The 18099-nt window shown below is 54.4% G+C and carries 15 protein-coding genes; 9 read left to right on the forward strand and 6 right to left on the reverse strand.

Features of this window, described 5'->3' with window-relative positions; genetic code table 11:
* Positions 1–75: 75 nt before the first annotated feature.
* Positions 76–1026, forward strand: a complete 951-nt coding sequence (uspE, locus tag HV127_RS23400) for a universal stress protein UspE (protein ID WP_110274030.1) — start codon at positions 76–78, stop codon at positions 1024–1026.
* Between the two features lie 126 nt (positions 1027–1152).
* On the opposite strand, the gene HV127_RS23405 is transcribed toward uspE, so the two are convergent.
* The 3 genes from HV127_RS23405 to pntA form a co-directional block, all read right to left on the reverse strand.
* Positions 1153–1341, reverse strand: coding sequence for a YdiH family protein (locus HV127_RS23405; RefSeq protein ID WP_110274029.1), 189 nt, complete (start codon positions 1339–1341; stop codon positions 1153–1155).
* Positions 1342–1490: 149 nt separating this feature from the next.
* Positions 1491–2879: a Re/Si-specific NAD(P)(+) transhydrogenase subunit beta gene (gene pntB, locus HV127_RS23410; RefSeq protein ID WP_112214364.1), complete on the reverse strand. Its 1389-nt coding sequence runs from the start codon at positions 2877–2879 to the stop codon at positions 1491–1493.
* Positions 2880–2889: 10 nt separating this feature from the next.
* Positions 2890–4419 (reverse strand): Re/Si-specific NAD(P)(+) transhydrogenase subunit alpha, encoded by a 1530-nt coding sequence (pntA, locus tag HV127_RS23415; RefSeq protein WP_181486410.1) that lies wholly within the window; start codon positions 4417–4419, stop codon positions 2890–2892.
* Between the two features lie 521 nt (positions 4420–4940).
* On the opposite strand from pntA, the gene ydgH reads away from it, so the two are divergent.
* The 3 genes from ydgH to folM all read left to right on the forward strand — a co-directional run bounded on the left by ydgH (position 4941) and on the right by folM (position 8215).
* The gene (gene ydgH / locus HV127_RS23425) at positions 4941–5891 is read left to right on the forward strand and encodes a DUF1471 family protein YdgH (protein WP_112214366.1); all 951 of its coding nucleotides are present in this window, start codon (positions 4941–4943) and stop codon (positions 5889–5891) included.
* 179 nt (positions 5892–6070) lie between these two features.
* The gene (locus tag HV127_RS23430; RefSeq protein WP_182239139.1) at positions 6071–7453 is read left to right on the forward strand and encodes an amino acid permease; all 1383 of its coding nucleotides are present in this window, start codon (positions 6071–6073) and stop codon (positions 7451–7453) included.
* A 36-nt stretch (positions 7454–7489) separates the two neighbouring features.
* A complete protein-coding gene (gene folM, locus HV127_RS23435) occupies positions 7490–8215 on the forward strand; it encodes a dihydromonapterin reductase (protein WP_182239141.1) in 726 nt (241 codons plus the stop codon).
* On the opposite strand, the gene HV127_RS23440 is transcribed toward folM, so the two are convergent.
* Positions 8212–8547 carry a GlpM family protein gene (locus HV127_RS23440; RefSeq protein ID WP_004119621.1) on the reverse strand — a complete coding sequence of 112 codons (336 nt, stop codon included), beginning with the start codon at positions 8545–8547 and terminating at the stop codon, positions 8212–8214. The genes folM and HV127_RS23440 overlap by 4 nt on opposite strands.
* A gap of 127 nt (positions 8548–8674) precedes the next feature.
* On the opposite strand from HV127_RS23440, the gene rstA reads away from it, so the two are divergent.
* From rstA to tus, 3 genes are all read left to right on the forward strand, one after another.
* The gene (gene rstA, locus HV127_RS23445; RefSeq protein ID WP_182239143.1) at positions 8675–9391 is read left to right on the forward strand and encodes a two-component system response regulator RstA; all 717 of its coding nucleotides are present in this window, start codon (positions 8675–8677) and stop codon (positions 9389–9391) included.
* Between the two features lie 15 nt (positions 9392–9406).
* Complete coding sequence (rstB, locus tag HV127_RS23450; protein WP_182239145.1) at positions 9407–10708, forward strand: two-component system sensor histidine kinase RstB; 1302 nt, start codon at positions 9407–9409, stop codon at positions 10706–10708.
* 75 nt (positions 10709–10783) lie between these two features.
* Positions 10784–11716: a DNA replication terminus site-binding protein gene (tus, locus tag HV127_RS23455; protein WP_182239147.1), complete on the forward strand. Its 933-nt coding sequence runs from the start codon at positions 10784–10786 to the stop codon at positions 11714–11716.
* Here tus and fumC read toward each other — a convergent pair.
* Entirely contained in the window at positions 11706–13106 is a 1401-nt protein-coding gene (gene fumC / locus HV127_RS23460; RefSeq protein WP_182239149.1) for a class II fumarate hydratase, read from the reverse strand. The two genes, tus and fumC, sit on opposite strands and share 11 nt — an antisense overlap.
* Before the next feature lie 290 nt (positions 13107–13396).
* Positions 13397–15043, reverse strand: coding sequence for a class I fumarate hydratase FumA (gene fumA, locus HV127_RS23465; protein ID WP_182239151.1), 1647 nt, complete (start codon positions 15041–15043; stop codon positions 13397–13399).
* Positions 15044–15240: 197 nt separating this feature from the next.
* Here fumA and manA point away from each other — a divergent pair, with 197 nt between their 5' ends.
* The gene (gene manA / locus HV127_RS23470; RefSeq protein ID WP_182239154.1) at positions 15241–16416 is read left to right on the forward strand and encodes a mannose-6-phosphate isomerase; all 1176 of its coding nucleotides are present in this window, start codon (positions 15241–15243) and stop codon (positions 16414–16416) included.
* A 101-nt stretch (positions 16417–16517) separates the two neighbouring features.
* Entirely contained in the window at positions 16518–18077 is a 1560-nt protein-coding gene (locus HV127_RS23475; RefSeq protein ID WP_182239156.1) for a YdgA family protein, read from the forward strand.
* The last annotated feature ends 22 nt before the right edge of the window (positions 18078–18099 follow it).

Raw genomic sequence — 18099 nt, forward strand, 5'->3', positions numbered from 1 at the left:
TCCCCTGTTTCATTTCATCCATATAGGTTATCTTTTTAATTACGAACTGTGGTTACAGTTGTAAGGAGACCCTGTATGGCAAAGTATCAGAACATGCTGGTAGTAATTGACCCCAATCAGGACGACCAGCCTGCATTGCGGCGTGCGGTGTATCTGCACCAAAGGATTGGTGGACGCATCAAAGCCTTTTTGCCGATCTATGATTTTTCCTATGAGATGACCACCCTGCTGTCCCCTGATGAACGCACGGCCATGCGCCAGGGCGTTATCAGCCAGCGTAGCGCCTGGATCCGCGAGCAGGCCAAATTTTATATTGATTCCGGTATTCCCATCGACATCAAAGTGGTGTGGCACAACCGTCCCTTTGAGGCCATTATTCAGGAAATCATCAGCGATAAGCATGATTTAGTCCTGAAGATGGCGCACCAGCACGACCGGCTGGAAGCGGTTATTTTCACCCCGACAGACTGGCATCTGCTGCGCAAATGTCCATGTCCGGTGTGGATGGTTAAAGATCAGCCATGGCCGGAAGGGGGTAAAGCGCTGGTGGCGGTCAACCTCGCCAGCGAAGAGAATTACCACAACGCGCTCAATGAGAAGCTGGTAAGAGAAACAATTGAACTGGCGGAACAGGTTAACCATACCGAGGTTCATCTGGTGGGCGCTTATCCGGTAACGCCAATCAATATCGCGATTGAACTGCCTGATTTTGACCCCAGTATCTATAACGACGCCATTCGCGGTCAGCATCTGCTGGCGATGAAAGCGTTACGGCAGAAATTCAGCATTGATGAAAGCCGCACCCACGTTGAGAAAGGTCTACCTGAAGAAGTGATTCCCGACCTGTCTGAGCATCTGCAGGCAGGGATTGTGGTGCTGGGTACCATCGGGCGCACCGGGTTATCGGCGGCCTTCCTCGGCAATACTGCCGAACAGGTTATCGATCACCTGCGCTGCGACCTGCTGGCGCTGAAACCGGATCAGTACCAGACGCCGGTTGAACTGGATGACGACGAAGACGATTAGCCAGCGCTTAAATAGACTGTAATAAAAACTATCCCCTGCCTACGCGGGGGATTTTTTATGTTCAAGGCAAAAATAAAGGGCCCTTTATGGCCCCTGTCATCAACAGCAAATGCCGGTAACGAAACGTTAGTGGATACCTAAACGCCAGGCGTGATCGATCTCTTCTTTAAGCTCCATGGATGAGAGCGCCATTAAGTCGGCAAACTCCAGCTCCAGCAGTTTTAGCTTTTTCAGGTACTGCGCAGGGGTTAAAACGGTGGGGTCACGACGCAGAAATTCGATGGCCAATTGCGTGGGGGTTAACTCGGTATCCATAATATCCTCAGTTTGGTGGGAAAACGAACTGAGTATAACACTGCGGGCTGACTATTTTATGAGCAATTAATGGCTTCATCATGCATATGAAAAAGCCGTCTCAGAAGAGACGGCTTAAGAAGTAAACGTTTTAAATTAAACGCTTTACATTACAAAGATTTGAGAATTGCATCGACGCTGGCTTTGGCATCGCCAAACAGCATGTGGGTGTTTTCTTTAAAGAATAGCGGGTTCTGTACGCCAGCGTAGCCGGTGTTCATCGAACGCTTAAAGACAATCACATTCTGCGCTTTCCACACTTCCAGCACCGGCATACCGGCGATCGGGCTGTTCGGATCGTCCAGCGCGGCCGGGTTAACGGTGTCGTTCGCGCCGATAACCAGCACGGTGTCGGTATCGGAGAAGTCATCATTGATTTCATCCATCTCCAGCACCACGTCGTAAGGCACTTTCGCTTCAGCCAGCAGCACGTTCATGTGACCAGGCAAACGCCCGGCTACCGGGTGAATACCAAAGCGCACTTTGATCCCGCGCGCGCGCAGTCTCTCAGTGATTTCCGCGACCGGATACTGTGCCTGCGCTACCGCCATGCCGTAGCCTGGGGTGATGATCACCGAGTGCGACTCTTTCAGCATCTCTGCCGTTTCTTCAGCACTGATTTCGCGATGTTCGCCCACTTCTTCATCACCGCTGGCAGCCGTACCATCGGTACCGAAACCACCTGCGATCACGCTGAAGAACGAACGGTTCATCGCCTTACACATGATGTAAGACAGAATCGCACCGGAAGAACCGACCAGCGCACCGGTCACAATCAGCAGGTCGTTGCTGAGCATAAAGCCCGCCGCCGCTGCCGCCCAACCGGAGTAGGAGTTCAGCATTGAAACCACGACCGGCATATCTGCACCGCCGATAGAGGCCACCAGATGCCAGCCAAATGCCAGCGCGATAACGGTCATCACCAGCAGGCACAGAACCTGCATGCCTACGCTGTCGGTACGAACAAACACCACCAGCAGCAGGAAAGAAACCACCAGCGCCGCCAGGTTCAGCTTGTGGCGATTCGGCAGCATCAGCGGCTTGGAGGACATCTTGCCGCACAGCTTGCCAAACGCGACAACGGAACCGGTAAAGGTCACCGCACCGATGAAGATGCCGAGGAACACTTCGGTCAGATGAATATTGACCAGAATCTGTTCCATGCCGGTTTCATGCTGCAGGTAGCTGTTAAAGCCTACCAGCACCGCCGCCAGACCTACGAAGCTGTGCAGAATCGCCACCAGCTCCGGCATTTCGGTCATTTCAACTTTCTTCGCCAGACGAATACCAATAGCGCCACCGATAACCATCGCCAGCAGGATCCACGCGACGTTGCTGCTGTCCGGCCCCAAAATGGTCGCCACCAGCGCAATCGCCATCCCGGCCACACCGTAGTAGTTGCCCTGCTGAGAGGTTTCGTGTTTAGACAGCCCTGCCAGGCTAAAAATAAACAGGATCGCGGCAACAATGTATGCAGCTGTAACTAATCCACCAGACATTTGTTACCCCTTATCCTTTGCGGAACATTTTCAGCATGCGCTGAGTGACGGTGAAACCACCAAAAATATTAATGCTGGCGATCAGCACCGCGATAAAGCTCAGGAAGCTAACCCAGCCGCCGTGGCCTATCTGTAGTAATGCTCCCACGACGATGATGCCTGAAATAGCATTTGTCACCGACATCAGCGGCGTGTGCAGCGCATGAGAAACGTTCCACACGACGTAGTAACCCACCACGCAGGAGAGAGCAAAAACGGTAAAGTGGCCGAGGAACTCTTTCGGCGCCACGCTTGCCAGCCAGCCAAACAGGATAATCGCCAGCGCCATCAACGCGTACTTGCGCCACGGCGAGCTCGGTTTCGCCTCAGCTTTTGGTGCTTCAACCTTCTTCGCTGCCGCCTGCGGTTGAGCAGAAACCTGAATGGGCGGTGCGGGCCAGGTGACTTCACCCTCGCGAACCACGGTAACGCCGCGGATAACGACATCATCAAAATCGATAACGACATTGCCGTCTTTCTCTTTGCATAGCAGTTTAAGCAGGTTGACGAGGTTGGTGCCGTACAGCTGTGAGGACTGAGTCGGTAAACGGCCCGGCAGGTCGGTATAGCCGATGATCTTCACGCCGTTAGCGGTCGTTACCACTTGACCCGATACGGTGTATTCACAGTTACCGCCGTTTTGCGACGCCAAATCGACCACCACGCTGCCAGGTTTCATGGAGTCAACCATTTCGCGGGTAATCAGCTTCGGTGCGGGTTTACCCGGAATCAACGCAGTGGTCACGATGATATCAACGTCTTTCGCCTGGGCGGCAAACAACGCCATCTCAGCTTTGATAAAGGCTTCAGACATGACTTTGGCATAGCCATCGCCGCTGCCCGCTTCCTCTTTAAAATCCAGTTCCAGGAACTCGGCGCCCATACTCTGCACCTGTTCTTTGACTTCCGGACGGGTATCGAACGCGCGGACGATCGCGCCGAGGCTGTTCGCAGCACCAATGGCCGCCAGGCCCGCAACCCCTGCCCCGATAACCATCACCTTGGCGGGAGGAACTTTACCGGCGGCGGTGATCTGCCCGGTAAAGAAGCGACCAAACTGATGAGCGGCTTCGACAATCGCACGATAACCGGCGATGTTAGCCATTGAACTTAACGCATCCAGCGACTGGGCGCGGGAAATACGCGGCACCGAATCCATTGCCATCACGTTAATGTTACGTGCCGCCAGTTTTTCCATCAGCTGCGGGTTTTGCGCAGGCCAGATGAAACTGATCAGCGTCGTGCCGGGGTTAAGCAACTGGATCTCATCGTCATCCGGCGCGTTAACTTTCAGAATGACGTCTGACTGCCACACGTCATTACCGCTAACAATCTCTGCCCCGGCCTCGACAAAAGCCTCGTCGTCGAAACTGGCCAGTTTACCGGCGCCGCTTTCTACCGCGACGTTAAACCCGAGTTTCAGCAGTTGCTCCACCGTTTTCGGCGTGGCGGCTGCCCGGGTTTCCTGGGCTAGTCTCTCTTTTGGTACACCAATACGCATAGTTTTCCCTTCCATCGGTTTTTGATGATGGTTTACTTTTCTCACAAACGACCGTCCGGTGGCGAAAGAAAGCGCAACCTGACATATGTCTGAAAAAATGAAACAGTAACAAACTTTTTATAACCTACTGAAAATACCGATTGTGATCTACAGCGATAAAACAGAAATTTTGATTTTATTGGTAAAACTCACGGCTAACCGTGTCAGGCAGCAATATTTACCTCATTTTTACGCCAACACCTGATATTTCGCCTGGATGATGGGTTAATTCGCCATTTATTACCATCCGGAACATCACATTAACATTACGTTAACTTATGAAAGTGATATGGATTATCGATTTTGCTGGTCAAGCGGCTGTTTTTTCCACATATCGAAAAATGTTATATTTCTGCACTATACGTTTCGGGCGACAACTGAAAATTGACGCAGACAGTCACTTACGATAAATGCAATAATCAAACGTTTTCAGTCAACAACAATACCAGTACATGGTTTGCGCAAGGCAAAGGATTATTTTTATGAAGCTTAAGAACTCACTCCTGGCGTCTGCTCTTCTGGCTACGACCGCGTTGTCTGCGCATGCAGCGACCGAGCTGACTCCAGAGCAGGCGGCAGCGCTGAAGCCCTACGACCGCGTAGTGGTCACAGGCCGTTTTAACGCCATCGGCGACGCGGTGCAGGCCGTTTCCCGTAAAGCGGACAAAGAAGGCGCAGCTTCCTTTTATGTTGTCGACACGTCTGATTTCGGCAGCGGCGGCAATTTGCGCGTAACGGCAGATTTCTATAAAGAAAACGCCCCGCAGGCCGACGCGCCAAAAAATCGCATTATCAACGGCGTTATGGAATTGCCTAAAGACCAGGCCGTTGAGCTGGAACCGTTTGATACCGTCACCGTCCAGGGCTTCTACCGCAGCCAGCCGGAAGTCAACGACGCGATCACCAAAGCGGCGAAAGCCAAAGGCGCAGCCTCATTCTTTATCGTGCGCCAGGTTGATGCTAACCAGGGCGGCAACCAGCGCATTACCGCTTACGTCTATAAAGCGGATGCGAAAAAACGCGTCCTGCAAAGCCCGGACGCGATCCCGGCTGATTCAGAAGCCGGTCGCGCCGCGCTGGCTGAAGGCGGCGACGCAGCCAAAAAAGTTGAAATCCCAGGCGTTGCTACCACCGCCGCCGTGGGTTCAGGTACCGGCGTAGGTCGCTTCTTTGAAACGCAATCCTCTAAAGGTGGGCGTTACACTGTCACGCTGCCGGATGGCACTAAAGTTGAAGAAGTGAACAAAATCACCGCCGCACAGATGGTTCCTTATGACAGCATCAAGTTCACCGGCAACTACGGTAACATGACTGAAATCTCTTATCAGACGGCAAAACGCGCAGCGAAGAAAGGCGCGAAGTACTATCACATCACCCGTCAGTGGCAGGAACGTGGTGGCAACATCACCATCAGCGCCGACCTGTACAAATAACAGTTCCCCGACTGAACAAAAAGGCGACGCTTTGTCGCCTTTTTGCTTTTTTTCATTTCTCTCCATTGCATGCATACAAAACACTCCGTAAAATCCCGCGCCTTAGCGCAATCCTCCATTTTTATGCGATTTCGCAAAATAAATATTCTTAGCTTTATGGTTATCACCTCGGGAATGCAATGGATAAGAAACTGGGCCTTAGCGCCCTGACCGCGTTGGTACTCAGCTCGATGCTGGGTGCAGGTGTATTCAGTTTGCCGCAGAACATGGCGGCCGTCGCCAGCCCTTCCGCTCTGCTTATCGGCTGGGCGATTACTGGTGTGGGAATTCTGTTTCTCGCCTTCGCCATGCTGCTGCTGACCCGAATTCGCCCCGAACTCGACGGCGGCATTTTTACCTACGCCCGCGAAGGTTTTGGTGAGCTGATTGGCTTCTGTTCTGCATGGGGCTACTGGCTGTGCGCGGTTATCGCTAATGTTTCCTACCTGGTTATCGTTTTCTCCGCCCTAAGCTTCTTTACCGATACCCCAGAACTGCGCCTGTTTGGCGATGGCAACACCTGGCAGTCAATCGTGGGGGCATCCGTACTGCTGTGGGTGGTGCATTTCCTCGTTCTGCGCGGGGTGCAGACGGCAGCGGGTATCAACCTGGCCGCAACGCTCGCTAAGCTATTGCCGCTGGGCGCGTTTGTCGCGTTGGCCGCCATCGCGTTTCGCCTGGAGACTTTCCGCCTCGATTTTAGCGGCCTGGCGCTAGGCGTACCGGTGTGGGAGCAGGTGAAAAATACCATGCTGATCACCTTGTGGGTGTTTATCGGCGTTGAAGGCGCGGTGGTGGTTTCCGCCCGCGCTCGCAATAAACAGGACGTAGGACGCGCCACGCTACTGGCGGTGCTGTCGGCACTGGCAGTATATTTGCTGGTGACGCTGCTCTCTTTGGGCGTGGTTCCGCGCGCTGAGCTGGCGGAAATTCGTAATCCCTCGATGGCCGGGTTGATGGTCAAAATGATGGGGTCATGGGGCGAGATTGTTATCGCCGCAGGGCTGATTATCTCAGTTTGCGGGGCGTATCTGAGCTGGACAATTATGGCAGCGGAAGTCCCATTTCTGGCGGCAACGCATAAAGCGTTCCCGCGCCTCTTCGCGCGACAGAATAAAAATAACGCACCGTCGGCTTCGTTGTGGCTCACCAATATCAGCGTGCAGGTTTCACTGGTGTTGATCTGGCTCACCGGATCGGATTACAACACGCTACTGACTATCGCTTCCGAGATGATTCTGGTCCCCTATTTCCTCGTTGGCGCATTTCTGCTGAAGATTGCGGTCCGCCCGCTGCATAAGGCTGTGGGTGTCGGAGCCTGCATTTATGGCTTATGGTTATTATATGCGTCCGGCCCTGTGCATTTGCTGATGTCGGTGATACTTTACGCCCCGGGTCTTCTGGTTTTCCTGTATGCCCGTCGTACACACCAGCACGATCGCTCGCTCAAACGCCGTGAATTGGCATTAATTGGTTTTTTGCTGGTTGCCGCCGTGCCGGCAACGTGGATGCTGGTGGGGTAAGCGGTTGCCCTGCCGCTGAACTCAAAGGAGATACCCATGGCTGAAATCCAGCCTCGCCCGATTCTGATAACAGGCGGAGGTCGTCGTATTGGCCTCGCCCTGGCCCACCATTTTTTGACACAACAACAGCCCGTTATCATCAGCTACCGCACGTACTATCCGGCTATCGACGCTCTGCGTGAAGCCGGGGCTATCTGTTTGCATGCGGATTTCAGCACCGACGAAAGCATTCTGGCTTTCGCTGAAGAGGTGAAAGCGCACGCCAGCAGCGGTCTGCGAGCCATCATTCATAACGCCAGCGGCTGGATGGCGGAAAAGCAGGGAATTGCGTTAACCACGGTGCTTGCCAGCATGATGCAAATTCACGTCAACGCGCCCTACCTGCTTAACCATGTGCTGGAATGCCTGCTGAGCGGTCACGGCCATGCTGCCAGCGATATTATTCACATCACTGATTACGTCGTGGAACGCGGCAGCGATAAACATATTGCCTACGCCGCCAGTAAGGCCGCGCTGGATAACATGAGCCGCTCGTTTGCTCGCAAGCTGGCCCCGGAAATTAAAGTCAACGCCATTGCCCCATCGCTTATCCTGTTTAATGAAGGCGACGATGCAGAGTACCGTCGACAGGCGCTGGACAAATCGCTGATGAAAATTGCCCCAGGCGAAAAAGAGATTATCGACCTTATAGAATATCTATTCAGTAGTAGCTATGTGACTGGCCGCTCATTCGCCGTCGACGGCGGCCGTCATCTGCGTTAGTGGAAGCGGCTCCAGCCGATAATTAACAGCCACGCGCAAAGACTCCAGCACACGACAGCGCCTGCCAGAGCAAACGGCAGGCGCATCACCCCGGTGAAATACCACAGCGAAAGCAGATAGATAAAGTACGGAATGATTGACCACATGCCGAACACAATGGTAGTCCGCAGCGCTTCAATACCCCGTTCGCTGGCGACGATATAGTGTGCAATCAGCGCGAAGGTAGGAAAGAGTGGAATTAATCCGGCGATATAGTAATTTTTCGTTTTGGACAGTACGCCGATCAGGACAACCACCAGCGCCCCGAGCAGCGCTTTAATCAACAACCCCATTCCTTTTGCCTTAACATTTAAACAACAAGTACCCGCAGCATAACGGAAGAACATTTGTTTATAAAAGAGTAATGGCAGGTAAATTAATCGCAGTGTATGTTAGCCCTTTTACATATACACATAAAATATGAATAAAATCGTTTATGTTGAGGATGAGCCGGAAGTTGGTGCCCTCATCGCCGCTTATCTGGGAAAACACGATATGGATGTCATCGTGGAGCCGCGTGGAGACCGGGCGGAAGAAGTCATCGCTCGAGAAAAGCCGGATCTGGTGCTGCTGGATATCATGTTACCCGGTAAAGATGGCATGACGCTGTGCCGGGATTTACGCGGCCAGTGGCAGGGACCAATCGTGCTGCTGACCTCTCTAGATAGCGATATGAACCATATTTTATCGCTCGAAATGGGTGCCAGCGATTATATTCTGAAAACCACTCCACCCGCTGTACTGTTGGCTCGTTTGCGCCTGCATCTGCGTCAACATATCACCACACCAGCAGGCGGAGTGCCCTCCTCGCTCACGCCGCATAAAGCCATCACATTTGGGTCCCTGAGCATTGACCCAGTCAATCGCCAGGTGATGTTGAGCGGCGAAAGTATCGCGCTGTCCACGGCAGACTTCGATCTACTGTGGGAGCTGGCAACCCATGCTGGACAAATTATGGACCGCGACGCTCTGCTGAAAAACCTGCGCGGCGTGACCTACGACGGAATGGACCGCAGCGTTGATGTTGCTATCTCGCGGTTGCGCAAAAAGCTTCTCGATAACGCGACTGAGCCGTATCGCATCAAGACGGTACGCAATAAAGGCTATCTGTTCGCCCCGCACGCCTGGGATAATTAATTTACGGGTCTGGCTATGAAGAAACTGTTTGTGCAGTTTTACCTGCTGCTGTTCGTCTGTTTCCTGGTGATGACCATGATGGTCGGTCTGGTGTATAAATTCACCGCCGAGCGCGCAGGCCGTCAGTCGCTGGACGACCTGATGAAAAGCTCGCTGTATCTGATGCGTAGCGAGCTGCGGGAGATCCCACCTCGCGACTGGAGCAAAACCCTCAAAGAACTGGACCTGAATCTTTCCTTCGACCTGCATATCGAACCGATCAGCAAATTTAAGCTCTCGGAAAATTCGATGCAGCATCTGCGCGCTGGGGATATTGTCGCCCTCGATGACCAGTACACTTTTATCCAGCGAATTCCGCGCAGCCACTATGTCCTTTCTGTTGGCCCGGTGCCCTATCTCTATTTTCTGCACGAGATGCGGCTACTGGATATCGCGCTGATGGCTTTTATCGCTATCTCGCTGGCCTTCCCGGTATTTATCTGGATGCGCCCCCACTGGCAGGACATGCTACGTATCGAAACCGCAGCCCAGCGCTTTGGTGAAGGACATCTGACCGAGCGAATTCATTTTGACAGCATGTCCAGCTTTGAGCGTCTGGGCGTGGCGTTTAACCAGATGGCCGATAACATCAATGCGCTCATTGCCAGCAAGAAACAGCTGATTGACGGTATCGCTCATGAACTGCGTACACCGCTGGTTCGTCTGCGCTATCGCCTGGAGATGAGCGAGAATCTGACTGAAGCGGAATCGCTGGCGCTAAACCGCGATATTGGCCAACTGGAAGCCTTGATTGAGGAGCTATTGACCTACGCCCGTCTTGACCGCCCGCAAAACGAACTGAAGCTCACCACCCCCAACTTCCCGGCGTGGATCAGCGCTCACATTGAAGACATTCAGATGGTTAACCCACAGCGCGAGGTGGCGTTAAGCAAGGTCATCCCCGGAAATTATGGCGCGCTGGATATGCGCCTGATGGAACGCGTGCTGGATAATCTGGTCAACAATGCCCTGCGCTACAGTCACCAACGGATTCAAGTGAGCCTAACGCTAGAAGGCTCGCGTGCGACGTTGTGGGTAGAAGACGATGGTCCGGGAATTGCGCCTGATGAACGGGAGCGGGTTTTTGAGCCGTTTGTCCGCCTCGACCCCAGCCGAGACCGCGCCACCGGCGGCTGCGGTCTCGGCCTGGCTATCGTGCACAGTATCGCCCAGGCGATGGCCGGAGAGGTTCATTGCGACGCCAGTCCATTGGGCGGAGCAAGTTTCTGTTTTAGCTGGCCTATCTACCACCAGTTGCCTGATTTTACCTCTACCTGATTAGCCCTTGCGCAGATGCCGAGGCCTGCGTATAGTTAAAAAAACATCTAGTATGTTGTAACTAAGGTGGAAAATATGGCTAGCTATGACCTTGTTGACCGTTTGAACGACACCTTTCGTCAGTTGGAGCGAGAACTCCTGGCGCTGCGGCAGTCCCTGAATGCTTGCCGCCTGCTGGCCGCCCGGGTATTTGAGCTACCGCCGGTGAGCAAAGATGCCGAACACCAGCCGCTGGACGCGATCAATGTGGTTCAGCATACCGGCAAAACTGCGCTGGAGATGGCGCTCAGCCACTATAGCCACCTGTTTATCCAGCAGCAGTCGGAAAGTCGCAGCAGTAAGGCTGCCGTGCGTTTGCCAGGGGCAATTTGTCTGCAAACCGATATCAATGAGCAGGCTGAATTATTGCGCCAAATCGCCCATATCAACGCCCTCAAAGCGACCTTCGAGAAGATTGTCACCATTGATTCCGGACTCCCCAGCGCCGCGCGCTTCGAGTGGGTCCATCGCCATCTTCCGGGCCTGATTACCCTCAGCGCCTACCGCACGCTGACGCCGTTGCGTGACCCGAGCACCATCCGTTTCGGCTGGGCCAATAAGCATATGATTAAAAACCTGACCCGCGATCAGGTGCTGATGCAACTGGAGAAAAGCCTGCAATCGCCGCGCGCGGTTCCACCGTGGACTCGCGAACAGTGGCAAAGCAAGCTGGAACGGGAGTATCAGGATATTGCCGCCCTGCCGCAGCGGGCAAAGCTTAAGATCAAACGGCCGGTGAAAGTGCAGCCCATCGCCCGGGTCTGGTATACCGGGGAGCAAAAGCAGGTGCAATACGCCTGCCCCGGGCCACTGATTACGCTGATATCCGGCACCAAAGGCGTGAGCGTGCCGGACCTGGGGGAGTTGCTGAACTATGATGCCGATAACGTGCAGTACCGCTATAAACCGCAGGCGCAGTCGCTCAGGTTAATGATCCCGAGGCTGCACCTGTGGCTGGCTAGCGAGTAGCCATGCTGCCGACCATCTCTTCAGGGCGTACCCAGCTATCGAACTCGGCTTCCGTCAGGTAGCCGAGCGCCAGCGCGGAAGCCTTCAGGGTTAGCCCCTCTTTATGCGCCTTCTTGGCAATTTCCGCCGCTTTATCGTAGCCGATATGGGTATTCAGCGCGGTCACCAGCATTAGCGACTCATTCAGCAGTTGGCTGATGCGTTCCCTATTAGGTTCAATCCCCACCGCGCAATGCTCGTTAAAGCTCTCTATGCCGTCGGCCAGCAGGCGTACGGATTGCAGGAAGTTATGGACAACCATCGGGCGATAAACGTTAAGCTCGAAGTTACCCGACGCGCCGCCGATATTCACCGCCACATCGTTACCCATCACCTGACAGCACAGCATGGTCAGGGCTTCACACTGGGTCGGGTTGACCTTACCTGGCATAATCGACGATCCCGGTTCATTTTCCGGGATGGAGATTTCCCCAATCCCGCAGCGAGGACCGGATGCCAGCCAACGCACATCGTTGGCGATTTTCATCAGCGAGGCGGCCAGACCTTTTAGCGCCCCATGAGCATGCACCAGCGCATCAACGGTCGCCAGCGCTTCAAATTTATTCGGCGCGGTAACAAACGGTTGACCGCTGATGCTCGCCAGTTCCGCCGCGACCCGCACCGCATATTCCGGATGCGTGTTCAGTCCAGTTCCGACCGCTGTCCCGCCCAGCGCCAGTTCCGCCAGATGCGGCAGGCCATAGTCGATGTGTTTGAGGCTGTGTTCAAGCATCGCCACCCAACCTGAAATCTCCTGGCCGAGGGTCAGCGGCGTGGCGTCCTGTAGATGAGTACGGCCAATTTTGACAATATCGTTGAAGGCAACGGATTTATCGTGGAGGGTCTTTTTCAGCACATTAAGTTGGGGGATCAGCTTTACGCGTAGGGCAATAACCGCCGCCACGTGCATCGCCGTCGGGAAAACGTCGTTGGAACTTTGGCTTTTATTGACGTCATCGTTAGGGTGAACTTTACGCTCCATCCCCCGCACGCCGCCGAGCAGTTCACTGGCACGGTTAGCCAGCACCTCGTTCATATTCATATTACTCTGGGTGCCAGAACCCGTTTGCCAGATGGCCAGCGGAAACTCGTCGGGATGCTTACCCGCCAGCACTTCATCAGCGGCCCGAATAATGGCATCAGCTTTCTCTGCCGCCAGCAGGCCGAGGTCGTGGTTCACTTTCGCCGCCGCGCGCTTGGTCAGCGCCAGCGCATAGATAAGCTCGCCCGGCATTTTTTCCGTCGAAATGCGGAAATGTTCCAGCGAGCGCTGGGTTTGCGCGCCCCATAGTTTATCTGCGGGCACGTCAATGGCGCCCATCGAGTCTTTTTCACTGCGATGCGTTGTCATTACTTTCTCCTTGAATTCAAAGTGTGTAATAGCGACAAAGCTCACTTGCTTGAAGCGTTAAGTATGGGTCAGTTTTATAAGAGCCTATCCCATTAGGGCTATTTTATTTGCCATTTTGAACCTGGGCAGTGCTCAAAATCCTCACGTACTCCGTGTACGCTCCGGTTTTTCCGCGCTGTCCGTGTTCAAACTGGCTGCAACAATAACGCCTACTGAGATAGGCTCTAAGTTGTTTTGGTGGTTCGTGCCGCAAAGCGGCATAAAAAAACCGCCCCGGAGGGCGGCTGAGATCATTTCACACAGCGGGTGCATTGCGAACTCTGGATCTGCTGGAAGAAGTCATTGCCTTTGTCATCCACCAGGATAAACGCCGGGAAGTCTTCCACTTCAATTTTCCAGATAGCTTCCATCCCCAGCTCCGGGTAGGCCACGCACTCCAGGCTGCGGATGCTCTGCTGCGCCAGCACCGCCGCCGGGCCGCCGATGCTGCCAAGATAGAACCCACCGTGCTTGTGACAGGCCTCGGTGACTTGCTGACTACGGTTGCCTTTCGCCAGCATGATCTTACTCGCACCATGCGCTTGCAGCAGGTCAACGTAAGAGTCCATACGGCCTGCGGTGGTTGGACCGAGGGAGCCGGAAGCATAACCGTCCGGTGTTTTTGCCGGTCCCGCATAGTAAATCGGGTGATCTTTCACGTACTGCGGCAGCTCATCGCCGTTATCGATAATCTCTTTCAGCTTCGCGTGGGCGATATCGCGCGCCACGATAATGGTGCCGCTCAGCGACAGGCGGGTCGACACCGGATACTGCGACAGCAGTGCCAGAATATCGCTCATCGGCTGGTTCAGGTTGACCTTAACCGCTTCGCCCTCACCGGCCTGGCGCAGATGCTCGGGAATGAATTTCCCCGGATTGCTCTCCAGTTTCTCCAGCCAGATCCCCTCGCGGTTAATCTTCGCTTTGATATTGCGATCCGCCGAGCAGGAAACACCCATGCCCACCGGGCAGGATGCGCCGTGACGCGGCAGACGTACAACGCGGATATCGTGAGCGAAGTATTTGCCGCCGAACTGCGCACCGAGGCCGAGGTTCTGCGCTTCCAGCAGCAACTCGTGCTCCAGCTGAATATCGCGGAAAGCCTGACCGTGCTCGTTGCCCTCAGTCGGCAAACCATCGTAGTACTTGGTTGAGGCCAGCTTTACGGTTTTCAGCGTAGATTCCGCCGAGGTGCCGCCAATGACAAAGGCAATATGGTACGGCGGACAGGCAGCGGTTCCCAGGGTACGCATCTTCTCGACGAGATAGTTTTTCAACTTCGCCGGGGTGATCAGCGCCTTGGTTTCCTGATACAGATAGGTTTTGTTCGCCGAGCCGCCGCCTTTAGCAATGCAGAGGAATTTGTACTCCTCGCCGTCGGTGGCGTAGAGGTCAATTTGCGCAGGCAGGTTAGTGCCGGTGTTCACTTCTTTATACATATCCAGCGCGGCGTTCTGCGAATAGCGCAGGTTATCCTGGATATAGGTGTTATAGACCCCCTGCGCCAGCGCCGCTTCATCGCCGCCGCCGGTCCACACGCGTTGACCTTTTTTGCCGGTGATAATCGCGGTGCCGGTATCCTGGCAGGTCGGCAGCACGCCTTTAGCGGCGATGTCCGAGTTGCGCAGGAACTGTAGCGCCACGTATTTATCGTTTTCGCTGGCTTCAGGGTCGTTGAGGATATCGGCGACCTGCTGCTGATGAGCCGGGCGAAGCATAAAGGAGGCGTCGTGGAAAGCGTGTTGTGCCAGTAGCGTTAGCGCCTGAGGTTCAACTTTCAGGACTTCCTGGCCGGCGAATTCGGCGACGGAGACGTAATCACTGCTGAGGAGGTAGTACTCGGTATCGTCCTTTTTCAGTGGAAAAGGATCCTGATATACAAACGGTTTATTCGACATTGTGCTCTCACTTACTGCTTGGCTGATTATATTTCAGGCAGACACTCCATTTGCCCGTAGAAAAGCGAGTCGATCGATTTTACACAATTTCTTAACAAAAACTGAGACCAGGACGACTTTTTCTTCGCGCCGGTTGCTTATCGGGCGTTTGCTGGTTTAATAGAGCCATTACTATCAAGTGGAAACAGGGATTGAGAATGCAAAAGCTCATCAACTCAGTGCAAAACTACGCCTGGGGAAGTCATACCGCCTTAACCGAACTTTATGGGATCGCCAACCCGAACAACCTGCCGATGGCAGAACTGTGGATGGGTGCGCATCCGAAGAGCAGCTCGCAGATTCTGGATGACGCCGGTACTCCGCGCTCGCTGCGTGAAGTGATTGAAGGCGATAAAACCGCCCTGCTCGGGGCGAAAGTGGCAGAGCGTTTCGGCGAGCTACCGTTCCTGTTTAAAGTCTTGTGTGCCGCACAGCCGCTATCTATTCAGGTTCATCCGAACAAACAGGCCTCCGAAATTGGTTTCGCCAAAGAGAACGCTGCCGGGATCCCGCTTGATGCCGCCGAGCGTAACTATAAAGATCCAAACCACAAGCCGGAGCTGGTTTTTGCTCTGACGCCGTTCCTCGCCATGAACGCCTTCCGCGAATTTGCCGATATCGTCAATCTGCTGCAGCCGGTAGCCGATGCCCATCCGGCCATTGCCCAGTTTCTTGCACAGCCGGACGGTGAACATCTGAGCCAGCTGTTTGCCAGCCTGCTGAATATGAAAGGTGATGAGAAAGCGCACGCCTTAAGCGTCTTGCAGGCCGCGCTGGACAGCGAGCAGGGAGAACCGTGGCAGACGATTCGCCTGATCGCCGAGTTCTACCCGGACGATAGCGGCCTCTTCTCTCCGCTGCTGCTCAACGTAGTGAAGCTGAACCCAGGCGAGGCGATGTTCCTGTTTGCGGAAACCCCGCACGCCTACCTGCAGGGCGTGGCGCTGGAGGTGATGGCTAACTCGGACAACGTTCTGCGCGCGGGCCTGACGCCGAAGTACATTGATATTCCAGAGTTGGTCGCTAACGTTAAATTTACAGCCAAACCTGCGGGTGAGCTGCTGACTCAGCCAGTGACCCACGGTGCGGAGCTGGATTTCCCGATCCCGGTCGATGATTTCGCCTTCTCTCTGCACGACCTGTCTGCGCAGGCGTCAACCATCGCCCAGGATAGCGCGGCGATTCTGTTCTGCGTTGAGGGTGAAGCCGTTATCACTAAAGGCGAGCAGAGCCTGACGCTGACCGCGGGTGAATCGGCGTTTGTTGCCTGTAACGAATCGCCAGTACAGGTTAGCGGCACCGGTCGCGTAGCGCGCGTGTTCAATAAGCTCTAGTAAGTTACTGAACTTTTTGACCACAATTGCTAGACTTTCACCCATCATGACAACACAACCAGGCGGCCCGATCCGCCTGGTTTCATTTATGGACAAATGCTATGAAAAAATCGCTGATCGCAGCAGGAGTTATCATCGCGTTGGCCGTCGTCTGGACCGGCGGCTCCTGGTACACCGGAAAGCAATTGGAGAGCCGTATTGCCGATATGGTGCAACAGGCCAATGCTCAGTTACAAAGCAGCGCACCGCAGGCAGGCGTTGAGCTGACTTATCAGGACTACCAACGCGGTCTGTTCAGCAGCCATTTACAGCTGGTGGTTAAACCGATTGCCGGTAAAGAGACCCGCTGGCTTGCTGCCGGACAATCGTTGGTCTTTGACGAAGTCGTCGATCACGGCCCCTTCCCGCTGGCCTCACTGAAAAACTTTAACCTCGCGCCATCGATGGCCTCCGTCAAAACCACGTTAGTCAATAACGACGCCAGCAAGGCGCTGTTCGACATCGCGAAAGGCGAAACGCCGTTTACCATCGATACCCGCATCGCCTACAGCGGCGATAATCAGTCCGCGATTGTGCTCAATCCACTGGATTACGCGAAAGGCGATGAGAAGGTGACTTTCAGCGGCGGGCAGTTCCAACTGGATTCTGACCGCGAAGGTAAAACCATCAATCTGAGCGGTGAAGCGGGCAGCGGGCAGATCAACGCGGTTAACGAGTACAATCAGAAGATTCAGGTCATCTTTAATAACCTGAAAACCGATGGCACCACCGAGATGGCCAGCTTCAACGAGCGCATTGGCAAACAAGCCATCTCGCTGGAAAAACTGTCAATTGGCGTTGAAGGCAAAGAGCTGGCGCTGTTTGAAGGGATGAAGGTCGACGGCAATTCCACGCTGACCGCCGACGGGAAAGGCATTAATAGCCAGCTGGATTACACCGTCAACAGCCTGAAGCTGCAAAATCAGGATATCGGTAGCGGCAGGCTAACCCTGAAGCTGGATAATATTGATGGCCAGGCTTTCCACGAGTTCAGCCAAAAATATAACGCCGAAGCGCAGGCGCTGATGGCAAACCCGCAGTTGGCGCAGAACCCGGAGCTGTACCAGCAGGCGCTGACGCAAACCTTCTTTAGCACGCTGCCGATGATGCTCAAAGGTAATCCTTCGCTGACCATCGCACCGCTGAGCTGGCGTAATGCGAAAGGCGAAACGACGCTCAATTTCTCCATTCTGTTGCAAGACCCGTCGCAAAACACAACACCGCCGCAGACCCTGGCCGATGAAGTGGATCGTAGCGTCAAGTCTCTCGACGGCAAGCTGGTGATCCCTGTGGATATGGCAACCGCCTTTATGACCCAAATTGCCGGGCTTGAAGGCTATCAGCCCGCAGACGCCGCCAAACTGGCTGACCAGCAGGTGAAAGGCCTGGCGGCGATGGGCCAGATGTTCCGCATCACCACCATGGAAGATAACGCCATCACCTCCAGCCTGCAGTACGCTGACGGTCAGGTGACGCTCAACGGTCAGAAAATGCCGCTGGATGAGTTTGCCGGCATGTTTGGCTTAGAGCTTCCTGCTGTGTCGGAACCTGCACCGCAGGAAACCCTGCCACAAGAAACCACTCCGCAAGAGGTGGTTCCGCCCGCCGCCCCGCAGCAGTAAACAACAACAAATAGCCCCTTAC

It is taken from the genome of Klebsiella sp. RHBSTW-00215, from assembly GCF_014103785.1.
Taxonomy (GTDB): Bacteria; Pseudomonadota; Gammaproteobacteria; order Enterobacterales; family Enterobacteriaceae; genus Klebsiella.